Annotated in this window: 16 protein-coding genes and 1 other annotated feature; of the genes, 12 read left to right on the top strand and 4 right to left on the bottom strand. The window is 48.6% G+C overall.

Annotation, left to right across the window (positions count from 1 at the left end; all coding sequences use genetic code 11):
* Positions 1 to 16: 16 nt before the first annotated feature.
* The gene (locus LC508_RS12515) at positions 17 to 1,372 is read right to left on the bottom strand and encodes a sodium-dependent transporter (RefSeq protein ID WP_103732171.1); all 1,356 of its coding nucleotides are present in this window, start codon (positions 1,370 to 1,372) and stop codon (positions 17 to 19) included.
* 404 nt (positions 1,373 to 1,776) lie between these two features.
* Here LC508_RS12515 and infC point away from each other — a divergent pair, with 404 nt between their 5' ends.
* The 5 genes from infC to LC508_RS12490 all read left to right on the top strand — a co-directional run bounded on the left by infC (position 1,777) and on the right by LC508_RS12490 (position 8,291).
* Positions 1,777 to 2,271, top strand: a complete 495-nt coding sequence (gene infC / locus LC508_RS12510) for a translation initiation factor IF-3 (RefSeq protein ID WP_033139419.1) — start codon at positions 1,777 to 1,779, stop codon at positions 2,269 to 2,271.
* 37 nt (positions 2,272 to 2,308) lie between these two features.
* Entirely contained in the window at positions 2,309 to 2,506 is a 198-nt protein-coding gene (gene rpmI, locus LC508_RS12505; protein ID WP_033139420.1) for a 50S ribosomal protein L35, read from the top strand.
* Between the two features lie 36 nt (positions 2,507 to 2,542).
* Complete coding sequence (rplT, locus tag LC508_RS12500; protein WP_033139421.1) at positions 2,543 to 2,899, top strand: 50S ribosomal protein L20; 357 nt, start codon at positions 2,543 to 2,545, stop codon at positions 2,897 to 2,899.
* Between the two features lie 206 nt (positions 2,900 to 3,105).
* Positions 3,106 to 3,354 (top strand) — a binding site (T-box leader).
* A 95-nt stretch (positions 3,355 to 3,449) separates the two neighbouring features.
* The gene (locus tag LC508_RS12495) at positions 3,450 to 3,956 is read left to right on the top strand and encodes a TRAP transporter small permease (protein WP_033139422.1); all 507 of its coding nucleotides are present in this window, start codon (positions 3,450 to 3,452) and stop codon (positions 3,954 to 3,956) included.
* A complete protein-coding gene (locus LC508_RS12490; RefSeq protein WP_118593758.1) occupies positions 3,957 to 8,291 on the top strand; it encodes a DctP family TRAP transporter solute-binding subunit in 4,335 nt (1,444 codons plus the stop codon).
* A gap of 113 nt (positions 8,292 to 8,404) precedes the next feature.
* Here LC508_RS12490 and LC508_RS12485 read toward each other — a convergent pair whose 3' ends face one another.
* On the bottom strand, positions 8,405 to 8,995 hold the full coding sequence (locus tag LC508_RS12485) for a LysE family transporter (protein WP_103732141.1): 591 nt from the start codon (positions 8,993 to 8,995) through the stop codon (positions 8,405 to 8,407).
* Positions 8,996 to 9,167: 172 nt separating this feature from the next.
* On the opposite strand from LC508_RS12485, the gene LC508_RS12480 reads away from it, so the two are divergent.
* Together LC508_RS12480 and LC508_RS12475 are read left to right on the top strand one after the other, a co-directional pair.
* On the top strand, positions 9,168 to 9,854 hold the full coding sequence (locus LC508_RS12480) for a polysaccharide deacetylase family protein (RefSeq protein WP_033139424.1): 687 nt from the start codon (positions 9,168 to 9,170) through the stop codon (positions 9,852 to 9,854).
* Between the two features lie 9 nt (positions 9,855 to 9,863).
* Positions 9,864 to 11,180: a replication-associated recombination protein A gene (locus LC508_RS12475; RefSeq protein ID WP_103732140.1), complete on the top strand. Its 1,317-nt coding sequence runs from the start codon at positions 9,864 to 9,866 to the stop codon at positions 11,178 to 11,180.
* Between the two features lie 67 nt (positions 11,181 to 11,247).
* On the opposite strand, the gene LC508_RS12470 is transcribed toward LC508_RS12475, so the two are convergent.
* Both LC508_RS12470 and LC508_RS12465 read right to left on the bottom strand, forming a co-directional pair.
* Entirely contained in the window at positions 11,248 to 11,760 is a 513-nt protein-coding gene (locus LC508_RS12470; RefSeq protein WP_033139426.1) for a DUF4364 family protein, read from the bottom strand.
* A 16-nt stretch (positions 11,761 to 11,776) separates the two neighbouring features.
* Positions 11,777 to 12,724: a TIGR01212 family radical SAM protein gene (locus LC508_RS12465; protein WP_033139427.1), complete on the bottom strand. Its 948-nt coding sequence runs from the start codon at positions 12,722 to 12,724 to the stop codon at positions 11,777 to 11,779.
* A 227-nt stretch (positions 12,725 to 12,951) separates the two neighbouring features.
* Here LC508_RS12465 and LC508_RS12460 point away from each other — a divergent pair, with 227 nt between their 5' ends.
* From LC508_RS12460 to LC508_RS12440, 5 genes are all read left to right on the top strand, one after another.
* Positions 12,952 to 13,527, top strand: coding sequence for a transporter substrate-binding domain-containing protein (locus LC508_RS12460; RefSeq protein ID WP_052099500.1), 576 nt, complete (start codon positions 12,952 to 12,954; stop codon positions 13,525 to 13,527).
* Between the two features lie 195 nt (positions 13,528 to 13,722).
* A complete protein-coding gene (locus LC508_RS12455; RefSeq protein WP_054352215.1) occupies positions 13,723 to 14,346 on the top strand; it encodes a DUF4867 family protein in 624 nt (207 codons plus the stop codon).
* A gap of 46 nt (positions 14,347 to 14,392) precedes the next feature.
* On the top strand, positions 14,393 to 15,865 hold the full coding sequence (locus tag LC508_RS12450; protein WP_033141617.1) for an L-fucose/L-arabinose isomerase family protein: 1,473 nt from the start codon (positions 14,393 to 14,395) through the stop codon (positions 15,863 to 15,865).
* 112 nt (positions 15,866 to 15,977) lie between these two features.
* Positions 15,978 to 17,447 carry a xylulokinase gene (gene xylB / locus LC508_RS12445; RefSeq protein WP_054352216.1) on the top strand — a complete coding sequence of 490 codons (1,470 nt, stop codon included), beginning with the start codon at positions 15,978 to 15,980 and terminating at the stop codon, positions 17,445 to 17,447.
* Positions 17,448 to 17,595: 148 nt separating this feature from the next.
* The gene (locus tag LC508_RS12440; protein ID WP_118593757.1) at positions 17,596 to 18,315 is read left to right on the top strand and encodes a phosphatase; all 720 of its coding nucleotides are present in this window, start codon (positions 17,596 to 17,598) and stop codon (positions 18,313 to 18,315) included.
* Positions 18,316 to 18,422 lie beyond the last annotated feature (107 nt).

Below are 18,422 nucleotides of genomic sequence, written 5' to 3'. Positions count from 1 at the left end.
TATGGCTCTCTTTTACTCAGACTTTGATCCAGCCCATTGCCTCAGAAACTGCAAAGATCAGAATCATGATCAGGCAGATAGGTGCGATCCATTTCAGCATTATTGTATAGAATTTTTTCATTTTGAACGGTCCGTTCAGCTCCACTTCATCACACACAGCTTTTGGTTTGATGAAGAAACCGATACTGATACAGGTCAGAATGGCTACGATCGGCATCAGCACACTGTTGCTCAGGAAGTCGAAGAAATCCAGAAGTCCCAGTCCGATGATCTGGACGAAATCCAGCGGTCCGAAACCGAGGGATACCAGCGCGCCCAGAAGCAGTACATATATGGTGACCACAATGGTAGTTTTCCTTCTGCTCCAGCCCAGTTTGTCGCGGATGATAGACACATTGGTCTCCATCAGTGAGATGGAGGAGGTCAGTGCCGCGAACAGCACCAGAAGGAAGAAGACTGCACCGATCAGTCCGCCCAGTGTCATGTTGTCAAATACCTTAGGCAGAGTGATGAACATCAGGGATGGCCCCTTGCTCAGCGCCTCTTCATTGCCGCCGGAGAATGCGAATACGGACGGAATGATCATAAGACCTGCCAAAAAGGCGATTCCGGTATCGAATATTTCAATCTGGCGGACAGATTTTTCCAGGCTGTTGTCCTTCTTCATATAGGAACCGTATGTGATCATAATACCCATAGCCAGTGACATGGAGTAGAATAACTGTCCCATGGCAGCCAGCACTGTGGTAGCTGAGAAACGGCTGAAATCAGGCAGCAGATAGTATTTCACACCTGCACCTGCACCCGGTCTTGTGATACAGAAGACAGAAATGCCCAGTGTCAGTATGATCAGCACAGGCATCAGAATCCTGCTGGCTTTTTCGATTCCTTTTTCCACGCCGGCGATCACGACAATGGAAGTCAGCAGAACGAAAATTGCAAACCACAGCACCGGTGAACCGGCCTGGGTAATAAATCCGGTAAAATAGTCATCCCCGGCAGCAGCAGATACATTGCCGCTGACAAAAGTGATCAGGTATTTGATCACCCATCCGCCGATAACACAGTAGTAAGGTGTGATGATAAACGGAACGATACAGGCCAGATATCCGACGAAACCAAATCGTTTGTCCAGCTTTCTGAAAGCTCCGACTGCGCTCAGACCGGTTTTCCGGCCAATGGCGATCTCTGTAACCATCAGTGTAAACCCTAGTGTTACGGCGAGAATAAGATAGACGAGTAAGAAAATGCCTCCTCCGTATTTTGCTGCAAGGTACGGGAAGCGCCAGAGATTTCCAAGACCGACCGCGGAACCCGCAGCGGCAAGGACAAATCCCATCTTGTTAGAAAATGCTCCTCTTTTTTTCTCCATGATTCTCTCCCTTTTTTCGATGCTTTGCGCATCTTTTGTTGTATGTGAAACATTATGCCATTTTTTCAGACAAAAGACAAGATTTTTCTTATAAAAATAATAAACAAAATTATATTTAACACTTGACGGGGCGAAAATGGTGTGATAAACTTACCTAGTCTGAAGAAAAAGAAAGCAGAGTATCCACTCTCACCTTAGCACAATCGCGTGACTATGGTTAATACGGTAATAAACGAAGCGCCTTCAGCGTTTTCTTTATGCGGATATGTGTGGATAGTCGATTGTCGTCTATCCATTTTTTTCTTGTTTCTTTCAGGATGTTTTATGAGGTGGAAGGCCGGACGGCCGGCCAGGAACAGAGTGTTTTATCAATATTATGGAGGTGCACTACAATTAGCGATTTAATGATTAATGAACAAATCAGAGACAAAGAGGTACGTCTGATCGGCGCGAACGGAGAACAGCTTGGAATCATGTCTGCCAGAGATGCGCAGAAGCATGCAATGGAAGCAGGGCTTGACCTTGTAAAGATTGCCCCGACTGCGAAACCGCCCGTATGCAAAATTATCGATTATGGTAAGTACAGGTACGAATTAGCACAGAAAGAAAAAGAAGCTAAGAGGAAACAGAAAACCATAGAGATTAAGGAAGTGCGTTTGTCCCCTAATATTGAGGAAAACGACCTGAACACCAAGGTCAATAATGCCAGGAAATTCTTAACCAAGGGAAATAAAGTCAAAGTGACCTTACGTTTCCGCGGAAGAGAGATGGCACATATGTATAAGAGTAAACACATCCTTGATGAGTTTGCAGAGTCTGTAGCTGATATCGCGGTGATTGAAAAAGCACCGAAGGTAGAAGGCAGGACTATGACCATGTATTTGACAGAAAAACGTTAAACACGTTCACTAAAAGAGTCTAAGGAGGAATACAAACATGCCAAAAATGAAAACAACGAAAGCTGCTGCTAAGCGCTTCAAAAAAACAGGTACAGGATTATTAAAGAGAAATAAAGCTTACAAGAGCCATATCTTAACAAAGAAATCTCAGAAGAGAAAGAGAAACCTGAGAAAAGCAGCTATCACAGATGCAAGTAACGTAAAAGCAATCAAGAAAATTTTACCGTACATCTAATTACAGGATAGGTTCTAGAACAGGAGGAAATTAAGAATGGCAAGAATTAAAGGCGGATTAAACGCTAAGAAAAAACACAATAGAGTATTAAAACTGGCGAAAGGTTACAGAGGAGCACGTTCCAAACAGTACAGAGTTGCAAAACAGTCTGTTATGAGAGCTCTGACAAGCTCCTATGCAGGAAGAAAGCAGAGAAAACGTCAGTTCAGACAGTTATGGATCGCACGTATCAACGCTGCAGCAAGAATGAATGGTCTGTCCTACAGCAAATTCATGTATGGCTTAAAGCTGGCTAACATTGACCTGAACAGAAAAGTTCTGGCTGATATGGCTATCAACGATGCAGAAGGCTTTGCAACACTGGCAGAGCTGGCTAAATCCAAAATTGCTTAATTCATAAGGAACATACAGCCGCTGCCCCAAGGAGCAATCCCGGGGCAGCGGCTTTTTTTCTGATGCGCGTTACGGACCGCACGCTGCTGTCCCGTCAGGTGCTTTCAGGCCAAAGGCCCCGTAAAAAAGTATTGACGTAATTCTGAAAAAGAAGTAAAATATCCATTAAGATATTATAAAATATTAGATGTGAACAATCAGAATTTGTAAATTCGATGAAGGGAAGCATAAGTTTCAGGATGGATGTTCAGAGAACTGCCGGCAGGTGTGAGGCAGGCGTCCGGGAGGCTTATGTATCATCCCGGAGAAGCAGCGCTGAAAGGCCGTTATGTTTGATTAGGCGCTGACGTAGGTTCCACGTTACAGGAAACACATATGTCAGTATGTTGCAAGTGCCGGCAGGGGCAACCCTGCGCGGAAAAAGGGTGGTATCGCGGATTCAGTTCGTCCCTCATGATTGGGGGGCTTTTTTTATGCTCTGAATGTGCGCCCTGCACGGGCATATGTGTGCGATTTTATATGTCTTACTATAACAAGAGGAGGAAATGTGATGAAAGTCTACAAGAAGATCATGGATGTGCTGGCAGCGGCTGAGAAGCTGATCCTGGCTGCATCCACACTGCTGATCCTGGTTCTCACCGTGGGAAATGTATTTTCCAGGAAAGTAATACACCGCTCCTGGTCATTTACGGAAGAGCTGGTGGTGGCAGTTTTTGTATTGATCACACTTATGGCAGCCGCTCTGGCCTGCCGGGAAGGAGAGCTGGTAAGCCTTACGCTGGTAACGGACAGGCTGCCCGGGAAGACAAAGAAACCCGTTGTCGTTCTTGTGACTGTGCTCTCAGTGATATTTACTGTAATATTGTTTAAATACGGCATGGATAAGGTGCTGACCCAGCTTGCCAATGGAAAGAGGACCTTTGTGCTGAACTGGCCGGAATGGATCTTCTGGTCCTTTGTGCCCATTGGCTCCGTCTGCATGATCCTGCATTTTGTGGAATACTGTATTGATTTCTGTACGGATTTTAAATTTGTCAAGAGAAAGGAGGAGGCGTAAATGGTAAGTGCGGTATTGTTTTTATCCTTTTTTATCTTTCTGATCCTGAATGTTCCCATTGCCATCTGTCTGGGCCTGTCCTCCGTGTGCGCGATACTGTACTCAGGTACATCCCTGACGATCGTGGCTACCAATATGTATTCCGGCATCAGCAAGTTTCTGCTGCTGGCGATTCCGTTTTTCGTGTTGTCCGGAAATATTATGGCAAAGGCGGGAATATCCAAACGTCTCATTAAGTTTGTAAATACCTGTGTGGGACACAGAAGAGGCGGCATTGCCATTGTGTGTGTTATTGTGGCCTGCTTCTTCGGAGCAATTTCCGGCTCCGGTCCGGCTACGGTTGCGGCGCTCGGCGCGGTTCTGATCCCGGCCATGGTGGAGGAGGGAGGCTTCTCGGCACCGTTTTCCACGGCAATGATGGCAACGTCAAGTTCCATTGCCATTGTCATACCCCCCAGTATTGCGTTCGTGGTATATGCATCCATCACAGGTGTATCGATTGCGGATATGTTTGCCGGCGGTATCCTGCCCGGAATCCTTATGGGACTTGCACTGATCCTTGTGATCATGATCGAAGTCCGCAGAAAAGGTATCCAGCCAACAACTAAGAAAGCCGCCTGGGGCGAGAGATTCCGCGCGTTCGGTGACGCGTTCTGGGGATTTCTGATGCCGGTTATCATTCTGGGCGGTATCTATGGCGGTATTTTCACACCGACAGAGGCAGCAGCCGTTTCCGTGGTATACGGACTCTTTGTGGGTATGGTCATCTACAGGGAAGTCAAGTTCAGGGATTTGATCGATATCTTTGTGGATTCAGCCAAGACCACAGGCGGTATCATGCTCATTGTGGCATGTGCGTCCCTGTTTTCCTTTGTCTGCACAAAGTTCGGAATCTCCCAGGCAGCCTCGGAGCTTTTAGGAAGTGTTGCCCACAATCAGTTCATTTTCCTTCTGATCGTGAATGTGATCTTCCTGATCGCGGGATGCTTTATTGATGCCAACTCCGCCATGTACATATTTATTCCCATTATGCTGCCGGTCTGCAAGGCGCTGGGATATGACCTGGTGGCCTTCGGTATTCTGGCAACCGTCAACCTGGCGATCGGGCAGGTAACGCCTCCTGTGGGTGTCAATCTGTTTGTCGCCATCAGTATTAAGATCAAAAAGGGACTGGAAGTCAGCCTGCAGCAGATATCCAGGGCAGTTGTGCCCATGATCGCAGCGTGTGTAGTGGTGCTGCTGATGGTCACCTATATCCCCCAGATATCTGTGTGCCTGCCCAAGGTTTTTGCCGGAAGCTCCTATACGGGAACCTCCAAGCTGACAGATCATGCAGACAGTACAGCCGGGGACAACAGTTCTGAGGATTACAATGAGATTGGTGACTACAGTGATCTGGGCTGGGAAGAGCAGACCTGGAATTTTGCCTGCTCCACCACGGAGACCAGTACCTGGGCAAAGGCCGGGGAACAGTTCGGAAAGCTCATGGAGAAAGCCACAGGCGGCAAAGTACACGTAAAAGTATACGCGGCTGACCAGCTTACCAACGGCAATCAGTCCGAGGGTATCCAGGCCCTGATGAACGGAGACCCGGTACAGATCTCCATGCACTCCAATCTGATCTATTCTGCTTTCGATCCGCGCTTTAACGTGGTATCCCTGCCGTTTATCTTTAACTCTGTGGAGGACGCAGATGCCAAACTGGACGGCGAGGCAGGGGAAAAGATGAATGCGCTTCTGGAGGAATACGGACTGCACTGTATGGGTATGGCAGAGAACGGCTTCCGCCAGCTCACAAACTCCGTCAGAGAAGTGAAGACCGCGGAGGATATGAAAAACCTGAAGATCCGTGTGGCAGGCTCCAATCTGCTGATGGAATGCTACAAGAGATGGGGCGCTGATGCCACCAATATGAACTGGTCTGAAACCTATACCGCCCTGCAGCAGAATACGGTGGAGGGGCAGGAGAATCCCCTTCCGGCCATCGATGCGGCCAGTGTGCAGGAAGTGCAGAAATACTGTTCCATGTGGAATGCCAACTATGACTGTCTGTTCTTCTGCATCAATGAGGAGCTGTACGGCAGCCTTACACCGGAACAGCAGAAGGTAGTGGACGAGGCAGGAAAGAAGGCTGTTGACTATGAGCGCGATATCAACCGCTCCGGTGATGATGAGATCAAAGAGCGCTGGACCAAACAGAACGGCGTGAAGATCACAGCGTATGAGAATCTTGATATTGACTCCTTCAAGAATGCCGTTGCAGACATTCCGCAGTGGTATCAGGAGGAGCTGGTAAAAGAGGGATATGACGAAGCAGAGGTAAAAGAACTGATAGAAGCCTTTACCTCCGGGACATCAGGTAATTATGAAGTGGAAGACAGAAGCGACCTTGCCTGGGAGGAGCAGACCTGGAACTTTGCCTGCTCCACCACAGAGACCAGCACCTGGGCTGAGGCAGGGCGTAAATTCGGTGAAATGATGGAAAAGGCCACAGGCGGCAAAATTCATGTGAATGTCTATGCTGCCGACCAGCTTACCAATGGAAACCAGTCCGAGGGCATCCAGGCCCTGATGAACGGGGATCCGGTGCAGATATCCATGCATTCCAACCTGATCTATTCTGCCTTTGACCCGCGTTTCAATGTGGTATCCCTGCCCTTCCTGTTCGATTCTGTGAAGGACGCGGACGCAAAACTGGACGGGGCAGCCGGTGAGAAGATGAAAGAGATCCTGGAGAGCTACGGCGTGCACTGCATGGGCATGGCTGAGAACGGTTTCCGCCAGCTCACCAACTCTGTCAGGGAAGTAAAATCCGTGGATGACATGAAGAGCCTGAAGATTCGTGTGGCAGGTTCCAATCTGCTGATGGAATGCTACAAGAGATGGGGCGCTGATGCCACCAATATGAACTGGTCAGAGACTTATACCGCTCTGCAGCAGAACACCGTGGAGGGCCAGGAAAATCCCCTTCCGGCTATTGACGCAGCCAGTGTCCAGGAGGTACAGAAGTATTGTTCCCTGTGGAACGCCAACTATGACTGCCTCTTCTTCGGCATAAACCAGGAAGTCTATGACAAACTGACACCGGAGCAGCAGGAGGTTGTGGACGAGATCGGCCAGAAGGCCGTGCAGTATGAGCGTGAGATCAACCGTGCCGGTGATGATGAGATCCTGAACCGCTGGCAGACAGAAAACGGCATGGATGTGACAGCGTATGAAGACCTGGATATTGATTCCTTCAAAAAGGCTGTGGAGGATATTCCTCAGTGGTATGAGGAGGAACTGGTAAAAGAAGGGTATGACAAGGAAGAGGTCAGGGAACTGATCCGCGCGTTTACTTCTGCGGAGGGAAGCACCGCAGAGTATTCCATGGAGGATTCCAGTGATCTTGACTGGAACGCACAGACCTGGAATTTTGCCTGCTCCACCACGGAGACAAGTACCTGGGCAAAAGCCGGTGAAAAATTCGGGGAGCTGATGGAGCAGGCCACAGGGGGCAAAGTAAAGGTAAATGTCTATGCTGCCGACCAGCTCACAAACGGAAACCAGTCCGAGGGCATCCAGGCCCTGATGGACGGTGATCCGGTACAGATCTCCATGCACTCCAACCTGATCTACTCAGCCTTTGATCCGCGTTTCAATGTGGTCTCCATACCGTACTTATTCCAGTCCGTGGAGGACGCGGATAAGAAACTGGATGGGGAAGGCGGAGAGAAGATGAAAGAGATCCTGGGAGAATACGGCCTGCACTGTATGGGCATGGCGGAGAACGGATTCAGGGAACTGACCAACTCCGTACGGGAGATCAAGTCTACAGATGATATGAAAGGGCTGAAGATTCGTGTGGCAGGCTCTAATCTGCTGATGGAATGCTACAAGAGATGGGGCGCTGATGCCACGAATATGAACTGGTCAGAGACTTACACGGCTCTGCAGCAGAACACTGTGGAGGGGCAGGAGAATCCCCTTCCCGCTATCGACGCAGCCAGTGTCCAGGAAGTACAGAAATACTGCTCCATGTGGAATGCCAACTATGACTGCCTGTTTTTCTGCATCAACCAGGAGCTGTATGACAGCCTGACACCTGAACAGCAGAAGGTAGTGGATGAAGCAGGCGCAAAAGCGGTAAAATACGAGCGTGAGATCAACCGCGCCGGAGATGATGAGATCAAGACGCGCTGGGCGAATCAGAACGGCGTGAAGATCACCGAATATAAAGATCTGGACATTGATTCCTTCAAAAAAGCAGTTGACGGGATTGATGACTGGTTTGTCAAAGAACTGAAATCACAGGGATATGATGACGGACAGGATCTGGTGAATGCTTTTAAATAGTATAAAATAAGAACTGCCGCCGGTACTGCATTCCGAGAGGGAAGCCGTACCGGCGGCAGTTTTTGTCTGTCTGTAAGCTGACCGTATGATTTACGGATTTCAGGTTTGACAGCCTACAGGATCAGTTTTACAGAGCAGCGGACAAGCAGCAGTGCAATGATGATATTGAATGCGATATAATACTTATTGTACCATTTCTGAAAGATACTCCCGATCAAAGCCCAGACAAGATTTCCTGTGGCGCCGAAGAATGTCAGGAAAAAGGCAAAGAAGATCAGCGCCGGAACCCCGCTTTCATAGGGCAGGACATAGCTGCTCAGAGCAGAGATGCCGTACAGGATAACTTTTACATTGATAAACTGCAGCAGAAAACCAGAGGCAAAAGAAGGCGCTTTTCCTGTGCCGTCATCTGCCTGCACAGGCTTTCTCTTAAGCACTGTAAAGGCAAGATACAGGATATAAGCCGCGCCTATGTATTTCAGATAGGGTACCACTCCGGGCAGCAGTTTTCCAAGCCCCACACTGAAGACTGCACAGAGAAGCATAATAATCAGAAATCCGGTCCATATACCGGTGATCAGTTTCATGCTCCGTTTCAATCCGAACTGTCCTGTGGTACTCAGAAGCAGTACATTGTTAGGCCCGGGCGACCATCCTGTCACCAGGGCGTATACAGCCAGTGAAGATAATACATCGAATGTCATGTCAAAACTCCCTCCCTCGGCCGGCAGCACGATAGGTTTTGTTCCGGCCTGTTGCTGCAGACATTGTGAAATTATTATTTTGATATTTTATCATATTGACGTGTGAAGAGAAAGTCTTTTCAGAAAAATAAATACATATAAATAGAAGGAACAGTTTGGCCGGAGTTGCAAAATGAGTAAAAATAAAATATGGCTCTGTCTGGCAGTCTTTCTGGTTCTGACAGCAGCGGCAGCACTGAAATACAGTACGGAGTCTGTCGGACAGATGCACATACAGACAGCTGGTGAACTGTCCGATGAGGAGCACCCAAAGATCGCGCTGACCTTTGACGACGGTCCTCATGCGGTCTATACCCCTAAACTTCTGGATGGTCTTAAAAAGCGCGGCATCCATGCCACCTTTTTTCTGATCGGCAAGAATATTGAGGGAAATGAGGAGCTTGTGAAACGGATCCAGGAGGAAGGACACCTGATCGGCAGCCATACCTACAATCATGTGCAGCTCAATAAATTATCTGAGTCAAAAGCCAGGGATGAAGTGTTAAAGGGATGTAACAAGATATATGAGACCACAGGAACCTATTCTTCATTTGTGCGCCCGCCTTACGGCGCCTGGAAAAAGAACCTGGATTTCTGCATTACCATGATCCCTGTGTCCTGGAATGTGGATTCACTGGACTGGAAAACGCAGAATACAGAAAAAATTGTAAAAAGGGTAGTGAAAGATGTGGAGGAAGGTGATATTATTTTAATGCACGATATTTTTGATACCTCCGTGGAAGCTGCCCTGCAGATCGCGGATGCGCTTACGGAGGAAGGGTACCAATTTGTGACAGTGGATGAACTGTTGCTGGAATAGGAGAACATAATGGATCTATTTGATTATATGAAAGAACAGACTCTGGAGAATGAATCGCCCCTGGCCTCCAGGATGCGCCCCACGACACTGGAAGAGGTGGTGGGGCAGGAACATATCATCGGTAAAGGAAAGCTGCTTTACCGTGCCATCAAAGCGGACAAGCTGGGCAGTGTGCTTTTCTACGGGCCTCCGGGCACGGGAAAGACCACGCTGGCCAAAGTCATTGCCAATACCACCAGCGCCCAATTCCAGCAGATGAATGCAACGGTTGCCGGAAAAAAGGACATGGAGGAAGTGGTGAAAAAGGCGCAGGACTATCTGGGCATGTACGGGAAGAAAACGATCCTTTTTATTGATGAGATACACAGGTTCAATAAGGGACAGCAGGACTACCTTCTTCCGTTTGTGGAGGACGGAACCCTGATCCTCATAGGCGCCACCACAGAGAACCCCTACTTTGAGGTAAACAGCGCCCTGATCTCCCGTTCCATTGTCTTCGAGCTGAAGCCTCTGGAGCGTGAGGACATCAGCAGGCTTCTCATTCGGGCCGCCACGGACGTGGAGAAAGGGATGGGAAGCTATGACGTGGATCTGGAGGAGGATGCCAGGGAATTTCTGGCGGATATCGCAGGCGGGGATGCCAGGGCAGCGCTGAATGCCCTGGAACTGGCTGTGCTGACCACAGAAAAAGCGGCGGACGGAAAGATACATGTGACCCTGGACGTGGCCTCTGAATGTATCCAGAAGCGGGTGGTGCGCTATGATAAGACCGGTGACAATCATTATGATACTGTGTCCGCATTTATAAAGAGCATGCGTGGATCTGACCCGGATGCGGCAGTTTATTATCTGGCAAAGATGCTGTACGCAGGTGAGGATATCAAGTTCATTGCCAGAAGGATCATGATCTGCGCCTCAGAGGATGTGGGAAATGCAGACCCGCAGGCGCTGGTGGTGGCAGTGGCAGCAGCGCAGGCAGTGGAGCGCCTGGGCATGCCGGAAGCACAGATCACCCTTTCCCAGGCCGTGACCTATGTAGCAAGCGCCCCCAAGAGCAATGCTGCCTGCATGGCAGTTTTTCATGCATCCGAATCTGTGAAGTCTGTCCGCACAACCGTACCGCCCCATCTCCAGGATTCCCATTACAAAGGGGCAGCCAAGCTGGGACATGGTGTGGGATATAAATATGCCCACGATTATCCGAATCATTATGTGGAGCAGCAGTATCTGCCTGCAGAGATATTGGGGAGTCATTTTTATGAGCCTACGGAGAATGGGTATGAAAAGAATATCAGAGATTATCTGGAACGGATTCGCAGAGGATAGAGGTTAGTATGCCCGGGGGCATTGTGGAACTTATGGCACAGCTAATATGCCATAAGCCACACAATGCTCACAGAAGCATATCCAGCAGGCTTTCATATACCTGTTTGCTTTTGTTCTTCCATGCCGCACATAGCGCTTCTGCTGCTTCTTTTGTGGGCACGGTCAATGTCATATCTATGAGGGGGATATCTCTTTCTTTTGCCTGACAGCGCACGAGATACCCTTCCTTATCACTTTTGTAGTAGTCAGCCATGGCGGAGCGTTCTTCCTTCAGTTCCATGGAGTTCTCACGGAAGAATTCCCCGATATCTTTTTTGATATCCTCGGATACCTCCGTTCCAAAGTATTCCAATGTCTGATTTCCCGATTCCGTTATCTTCAGATAAGAAGCATTGCGCACAGTCTCGGAGCGCACCAGGCCGGACTCGATCAGCTCAGAGATTGCCTGCTGGAGATGAAAGTAATTGGTATATCCTTTGTCCAGTATAAATCCTGATATCTGTGCGTTGCTCAGTGGGAAATCCACCTTCTGCAGCATGTATAGTATGATCAGTTTGTATAAAGTGAGTGGTTCAGCCATAAAGAATCCTCCTTTTTCATGCCCTCTGCGGTACATCGGAATCTGTGCAGAGCCGTCCCTGGTAAGCGCCCCGGACCTTGCACTCATGGTGCAGGGTATTGAGGACTGTCTTCTTGGCACTGCTCCAGAGCGGTGCTAAGAGAAGCTCTTTCGGCCCGTCCCCGGTAAGCCGGTGCACTACGATGCGGGGGGACAGGTGTTCCAGACAGGCAATGACAAGATCTATATATTCCTCCATTGTATAGACAGAGAATCTGCCGTCCTCATAGTCCTTAGCCAGGTCTGTGCCCTTCAGGACATGGAGAAGCTGCAGCTTGATTCCCTGGATATCCTGTGTATTTAAATAGGACATGGTATCCAGAATATCTTCTTTTGTTTCGCCGGGAAGTCCCAGAATTGTATGCACGATAACCTCCAGATTCCGTGCCCTCAGTCTGCGCACGGCATCCTCAAAAACAGAGAGGGGATACCCTCTTCGGATGTATGCAGCAGTGCTGTCATGCATGGTCTGCAGTCCAAGCTCCACCCATACCGGCTTCTGTTCATTTAATTCAGCCAGAAGCTCCAGCACATCCTCCCCCAGACAGTCAGGCCGGGTACCGATGGACAATGCCACAATATCGGGATGTGAAACAGCCTCCGTAAAAATCTTCCGGAGATATTCCACAGGTGCGTAGGTGTTGGTGTATGCCTGAAAGTAGGCGATAAAATGGGCCGCATTTCTTTTGCTGCGTATTTTAGCTGCCTGCTCATCAATCTGCTGTGTGACAGACAGATCCCTGTCACCCGCAAAATCACCGGAACCGCCTGCGCTGCAGAAGATACAGCCTCTATTTCCCAGCGTACCGTCCCGGTTGGGACAGGTCATGCCGCCATTCAAAGCCACCTTATAAACTTTTTCTGAAAACCGCTCCTTCAGCATATGATCAAAAGAGTGATAGGGTTTTCCATTCCATGCATTCATATCCAGAAACCTTTCCGTTGTATGCCGCAGCTGTTCCGTTGAAGTACAGTTACGGTCTGCTTTCTATTATCATACCAAAAGGAAAAATCTTTTACAAGTGAAAATACGAAAGGTTAGCCGGCGGGTATCCTTAATATTTTCACAGTTATTTGACAAAAAGAGCCGGGCATGTTATGTTTTTTCATAGGTATTTGCAAAATGGAAAACAAAGAATGAGGTGGTTATAATTGAAGAAAAATAAAATCCGCCGTATGGTCTGTGCCCTGGCAGCAGCAGTTCTGACGGCGGCGGTGCTGACCGGATGCGGAGCCCCAAAGGACTGTGAAGGGGAGGGGAAGATCACAACGATTGAAAAAGGCGTCCTGAAAGTCGGCATCAATCTGAATGACGGCTCCATGGGTTATGTGGATGAAAGCACAGCAAAACCGGCTGGCTTTGCCCCGGATACAGCCGCCAAAGTGGCAGAAAAACTCGGACTGTCCCTGGAAATCATAGACACTACAGAGGAAAATCTTCTGAATTCCCTGGATGCAGACTTATATGACTGTGTTATCTCTACCGTAGGCATAACCGAGTGGAACAAAGAACACTACTCCGCCACAAAAGCCTACGCAGATGTTTCATCGGTACAGGATAAACTGGGAGAAAAAGCGGAATATACCAAACTTGCCGTATTTGGCAAAAAGGGAAGCTGTCTTATCCCGGCCATACAAAATCAGGCTTTGAGTCCGTTGATAAAGGACGGAACGCTGAGTGAGATTTCCAAGAAGTATCTGGAAAAAGATATCATAATAAAAAAGTAAAGAACAAGGCAGAATGCGGAAACGTCTGGATTCTGCCTTGTTCTTTTATTATTTCGGGCCGGTCGGCCGCCTTACGGACACCATCCTCAAAAAACTTGTTATTTTTTCAAAAAACATCTTGATTTTTCCCTCCGTCAATGGTAGCATGAGTATATAGTTTAATGGATAAACTAATTCATAAGGAGGTCAATTCCCATGAAAATTTTAAATGTCAGGGATGCCGAATTCAAGGCCTATGGTAAGGTCGTGGAAGGTCTTGATGTGAGCAGTCTTCTGAAAGCGCTGGAGGAAACGCCAAAGCCCGACGATGTCATCTATGTTGCATCGGATGAGAAGCTGGAAGCCTGTGATTGTGCTGAGAAAATTGCATACAGCCTGTTCGGCGGAATGCCAATCCAGATAGGCTACTGCAACGGAAGCAACTATCTGCTGAACGCGGTGGAATACCACAGGGACAGCGAGGTGAATGTAGCGCTGACCGATCTGATCCTGATTCTCGGAAAAGAGCAGGATATTGAAGCAGACAGTACATATGACACATCAAAGATGGAAGCGTTTTTAGTGCCGGCAGGAACCGTGATCGAGGTTTACGCTACCACACTGCACTATGCTCCATGCAATGTAAACGGAAACAAATTCTGTACGGCAGTCATCCTTCCGAAAGGAACCAACACAGACGCGCCGGCTGCACAGAATAACACCGGTGAGGACAAACTCCTTTTTGCCAGAAACAAATGGCTGATCGCCCACAAGGACGCCAAAATTGAAGGCGCATTTGAGGGACTGATTGGTGAAAACCTGTCCGTAAAGGATTGTTGAGCAGAAAGCAATTTAAATAAAGATAAAATTCAGGAGGATAAGAATTATGAATTTAACAAACATGCCGGAATTAAAACTTGGTATTGTGGCTGTAAGCCGTGACTGTTTCCCAATGTCTCTGTCAGAGAACAGAAGAAAAGCAGTCGTTGCATCCTACAAAGGAGAGATCTACGAATGTCCGACTGTTGTGGAGAGCGAAACTGACATGCAGAAAGCTTTAAAAGAGCTGCGTGAGGCAGGCTGCAACGCCCTGGTTGTTTACCTTGGCAACTTCGGACCTGAGACAGAGGAAACACTTCTGGTTAAATATTTCCACGGACCGTCCATGGTAGTGGCTGCCGCTGAGGAAAGAGGCGACAACCTGGTTCAGGGCCGCGGCGACGCATACTGCGGTATGCTGAACGCAAGCTACAACCTGAAACTGCGCAACTTAAAAGCATACATTCCGGAATACCCGGTAGGAACACCGGAAGAAGTGGCAGAGATGATTGCAGACTTTGCACCGGTTGCACGTGCGCTGGTAGCAGTGAAGAACCTGAAGATCATCAGCTTTGGACCGCGTCCGCAGAACTTCCTGGCTTGCAACGCACCGATCAAACGTCTCTATGACCTGGGTGTTGAGATCGAGGAAAACTCTGAATTAGACCTGTTTGAGAGCTACAAGAACCATGCAGATGACCCGCGTATCCCGGATGTTGTAAAAGATATGGAGAGCGAGCTTGGTGAAGGCAACATGAAACCGGAAATCCTGCCGAAACTGGCACAGTACGAGATCACACTGCTTGACTGGGTTGAGGCTCACAGAGGATGCAGAAAATATGTGACCCTCACAACAAAATGCTGGCCTGCATTCCAGACCCAGTTCGGATTCGTTCCCTGCTATGTGAACAGCCGTCTGACAGGACGCGGTATTCCGGTATCCTGTGAAGTGGATATCTGGGGAACTCTGAGCGAATACCTGGGAACTGTTATCAGCCAGGATGCCGTTACGCTTCTGGATATCAACAATACCGTGCCGGCTGATATGTACGAAGGTGAGATCAAAGGCAAATACGACTATACACACAAGGATACCTTCATGGGCTTCCACTGCGGCAATACCGCATCCGGAAAACTGTCCTTCTGCTCCATGAAATATCAGATGATCATGGCAAGAACCCTTCCGGAAGAAGTGACACAGGGAACCCTGGAGGGAGATATCGCTCCGGGTGAGATCACATTCTACCGCCTGCAGAGCACAGCAGACTGCAAGCTGCGCGCATACATTGCACAGGGCGAGGTTCTGCCTGTTGCAACACGTTCCTTCGGTGCAATCGGTGTGTTCGCGATTCCGGAGATGGGACGTTTCTATCGCCACGTTCTGGTTGAGAAGAACTATCCGCATCACGGAGCTGTTGCTTTCGGACACTTTGGAAAAGCATTATATGAAGTATTCAAATATTTAGGCGTGGAAGTGGAAGAGATCAACTACAACCAGCCAAAGGGCGTTCTGTATCCCACAGAAAATCCATTTGCATAAACCGCAGAGTGATCTGCTGACAAAATCCAGGAGGCTGCCCGAAAGAGCAGCCTCTATCTGAACATGCTGCCAAAGCGGAGCATGTATTTATATGAAATAAGGAGAATCAAGCATGTTATATATTGGCGTGGATTTAGGAACCTCTGCCGTAAAGCTGCTTCTGATGAACGGCGAAGGCAAAATAGAGAAGATCGTTTCCAGGGAATACCCGCTTTCCTTCCCTCATCCCGGCTGGTCTGAGCAGAAGCCGGAAGACTGGTGGAAAGAGAGCTTGGAAGGTATCTGGGAACTGACTGCAGACTGCGACAAAAGCCAGGTGGCCGGCATCAGCTTCGGCGGACAGATGCACGGACTGGTTATCTTAGATGAGCAGGACAATGTGATCCGTCCGGCTATTCTGTGGAATGACGGAAGAACCGGTAAGGAGACAGACTATCTGAACCAGGTGATCGGAAAAGAGAAGCTGTCCCAGTATACAGCAAACATCGCATTTGCGGGATTTACCGCACCCAAGATCCTTTGGGTGAAAGAAAATGAACCGGAAAACTTTAAAAAGATCAAAAAGATCATGCTTCCCAAAGATTATCTGGCATACAAACTGTCCGGCACACACTGCTGTGACATGTCAGATGCCTCCGGCATGCTGCTTCTGGATGTAAAGAACCGCTGCTGGTCAAAAGAGATGCTGGATATCTGCGGAATCACTGAGGAACAGATGCCGAAACTCTTTGAAAGCTATGAAACGGTGGGCACTCTGAAACCGGAGCTTGCCGCCGAGCTGGGCATTCCGGCCTCCTGTAAAATCGTGGCAGGCGCAGGGGACAACGCAGCCGCAGCAGTAGGTACGGGAACCGTGGGCGACGGCATGTGTAATATCTCCCTCGGAACCAGCGGAACTATCTTTATTTCCAGCAAGGATTTCGGTGTGGACCCCAACAATGCCCTTCACGCGTTTGCCCATGCAGACGGATGCTATCATCTGATGGGCTGCATGTTAAGCGCTGCCTCCTGCAACAAATGGTGGATGGATGAGATCATCGGCACAAAGGACTATGCAGGAGAACAGGAAAAAATTGAGAAGCTGGGCGAGAATAATGTGTATTTTCTGCCTTACCTGATGGGAGAGCGTTCTCCCCACAACAACCCTAACGCCAGAGGAACCTTCATTGGTCTTACCATGGACAGCACAAGAGCTGATATGACACAGGCCGTACTGGAAGGCGTTGCCTTTGCCATCCGCGATTCCTTCGAGGTGGCAAAATCCCTGGGTATCCGGATCGAGCGCACAAAAATCTGCGGCGGCGGTGCAAAAAGTCCGCTGTGGAAGAAGATGATCGCCAATATCCTGAATATCAAGGTGGATGTCATCGAATCCGAGGAAGGCCCGGCCCTGGGCGGCGCTATGCTGGCTGCTGTGGCAAACGGTGAATTTGCTTCTGTGGAAGATGCTGCTGCCAAAATCGTGAAAGTGATCGACACTGTGAAGCCGGAACCGGAACTGGCTGCAAAATATGAGGAAAAATACCGCAAGTTTGCAAAGATTTATCCCACAGTGAAAGACCTTTTCAGTGAGATTATTTAAGAAATGTTAAGATTACTGCTGCTGCAGGCCTATAATAAGCCTGCGGCAGCAGTTTTTTTCCGTATCCTTATCCGGTAAATGTTGCTTTCCCGCGGCAAAGTGTGCTATACTGTCCCAGTGTAATCGAGAGATATATGAGGTGAAAATAATGAAATACGTTCTGGATGTGCATACCCATACTCTTGCAAGTGGGCATGCCTATAATACAATCCGTGAGATGGCCATGGCTGCATCTGAAAAAGGGCTGGAGCTGCTGGGCATCACGGAGCATGGAGTTGCCATGCCCGGTACCTGCAATGCCTTTTACTTTGACAATACAAAAATGCTGAACCGCCGCATGTTCGGCGTGGAAATGCTGTTCGGCGTGGAAGCCAATATTATGGACTATAACGGAAACCTGGATATGGAGGAGCGTCTTATGAAGCGCATGGACGTGGTGATCGCCAGCATGCATATCCCCACCATCAGGCCCGGAACCCGGGAAGAGAATACCCATGCCTATCTGGGAGCCATGAAGAACCCCTATGTGGATATTATCGGGCATCCGGATGACGGGCGTTATCCCGTGGATTTTCTGGCACTTGTGCAGGCCGCTAAGGAGTACCATGTACTGTTAGAGCTGAACAACAATTCCCTGGACCCCCGCTGCAGCAGGGAGAACGGGGAGGAGAATGTGAAGACCATGCTCAAATACTGTATGGAATATCAGGTTCCCATTGTCATGAACAGTGACGCCCATGTGGACGAGCTGATCGGCTGCCGCTGCTATTCGGAAAAAATCATAGAGGCAATGCAGTTTCCCGAGGAGCTGATTGTCAACCGTTCTGTGGAAGAATTGAAGAAATATGTGCATAAAAACAAAAATTAATAAAAATTTAATACTTTAGTACAAAAAAATCGCACAAGACTGCTTTACTTTAAAATTTTAGTGTGCTACTATATATACGGGTGATGTGTTACTACACTTGGGGTGAA

Source organism: Blautia parvula (assembly GCF_020215665.1).
In the GTDB taxonomy this organism is placed as follows: domain Bacteria; phylum Bacillota; class Clostridia; order Lachnospirales; family Lachnospiraceae; genus Blautia; species Blautia celeris.
Note: the sequence above shows the minus strand (reverse complement) of the source record. Positions and strands in the feature narration are given on the sequence as shown.

What these genes read in the sequence shown, in the direction of transcription:
- LC508_RS12515 (WP_103732171.1), bottom strand. Translation starts at nt 1,372, where the DNA reads ATGGAGAAAAAAAGAGGAGCATTTTCTAACAAGATGGGATTTGTCCTT.
- infC (WP_033139419.1), top strand. Translation starts at nt 1,777, where the DNA reads ATGATTAATGAACAAATCAGAGACAAAGAGGTACGTCTGATCGGCGCG.
- rpmI (WP_033139420.1), top strand. Translation starts at nt 2,309, where the DNA reads ATGCCAAAAATGAAAACAACGAAAGCTGCTGCTAAGCGCTTCAAAAAA.
- rplT (WP_033139421.1), top strand. Translation starts at nt 2,543, where the DNA reads ATGGCAAGAATTAAAGGCGGATTAAACGCTAAGAAAAAACACAATAGA.
- LC508_RS12495 (WP_033139422.1), top strand. Translation starts at nt 3,450, where the DNA reads ATGAAAGTCTACAAGAAGATCATGGATGTGCTGGCAGCGGCTGAGAAG.
- LC508_RS12490 (WP_118593758.1), top strand. Translation starts at nt 3,957, where the DNA reads ATGGTAAGTGCGGTATTGTTTTTATCCTTTTTTATCTTTCTGATCCTG.
- LC508_RS12485 (WP_103732141.1), bottom strand. Translation starts at nt 8,995, where the DNA reads ATGACATTCGATGTATTATCTTCACTGGCTGTATACGCCCTGGTGACA.
- LC508_RS12480 (WP_033139424.1), top strand. Translation starts at nt 9,168, where the DNA reads ATGAGTAAAAATAAAATATGGCTCTGTCTGGCAGTCTTTCTGGTTCTG.
- LC508_RS12475 (WP_103732140.1), top strand. Translation starts at nt 9,864, where the DNA reads ATGGATCTATTTGATTATATGAAAGAACAGACTCTGGAGAATGAATCG.
- LC508_RS12470 (WP_033139426.1), bottom strand. Translation starts at nt 11,760, where the DNA reads ATGGCTGAACCACTCACTTTATACAAACTGATCATACTATACATGCTG.
- LC508_RS12465 (WP_033139427.1), bottom strand. Translation starts at nt 12,724, where the DNA reads ATGAATGCATGGAATGGAAAACCCTATCACTCTTTTGATCATATGCTG.
- LC508_RS12455 (WP_054352215.1), top strand. Translation starts at nt 13,723, where the DNA reads ATGAAAATTTTAAATGTCAGGGATGCCGAATTCAAGGCCTATGGTAAG.
- LC508_RS12450 (WP_033141617.1), top strand. Translation starts at nt 14,393, where the DNA reads ATGAATTTAACAAACATGCCGGAATTAAAACTTGGTATTGTGGCTGTA.
- xylB (WP_054352216.1), top strand. Translation starts at nt 15,978, where the DNA reads ATGTTATATATTGGCGTGGATTTAGGAACCTCTGCCGTAAAGCTGCTT.
- LC508_RS12440 (WP_118593757.1), top strand. Translation starts at nt 17,596, where the DNA reads ATGAAATACGTTCTGGATGTGCATACCCATACTCTTGCAAGTGGGCAT.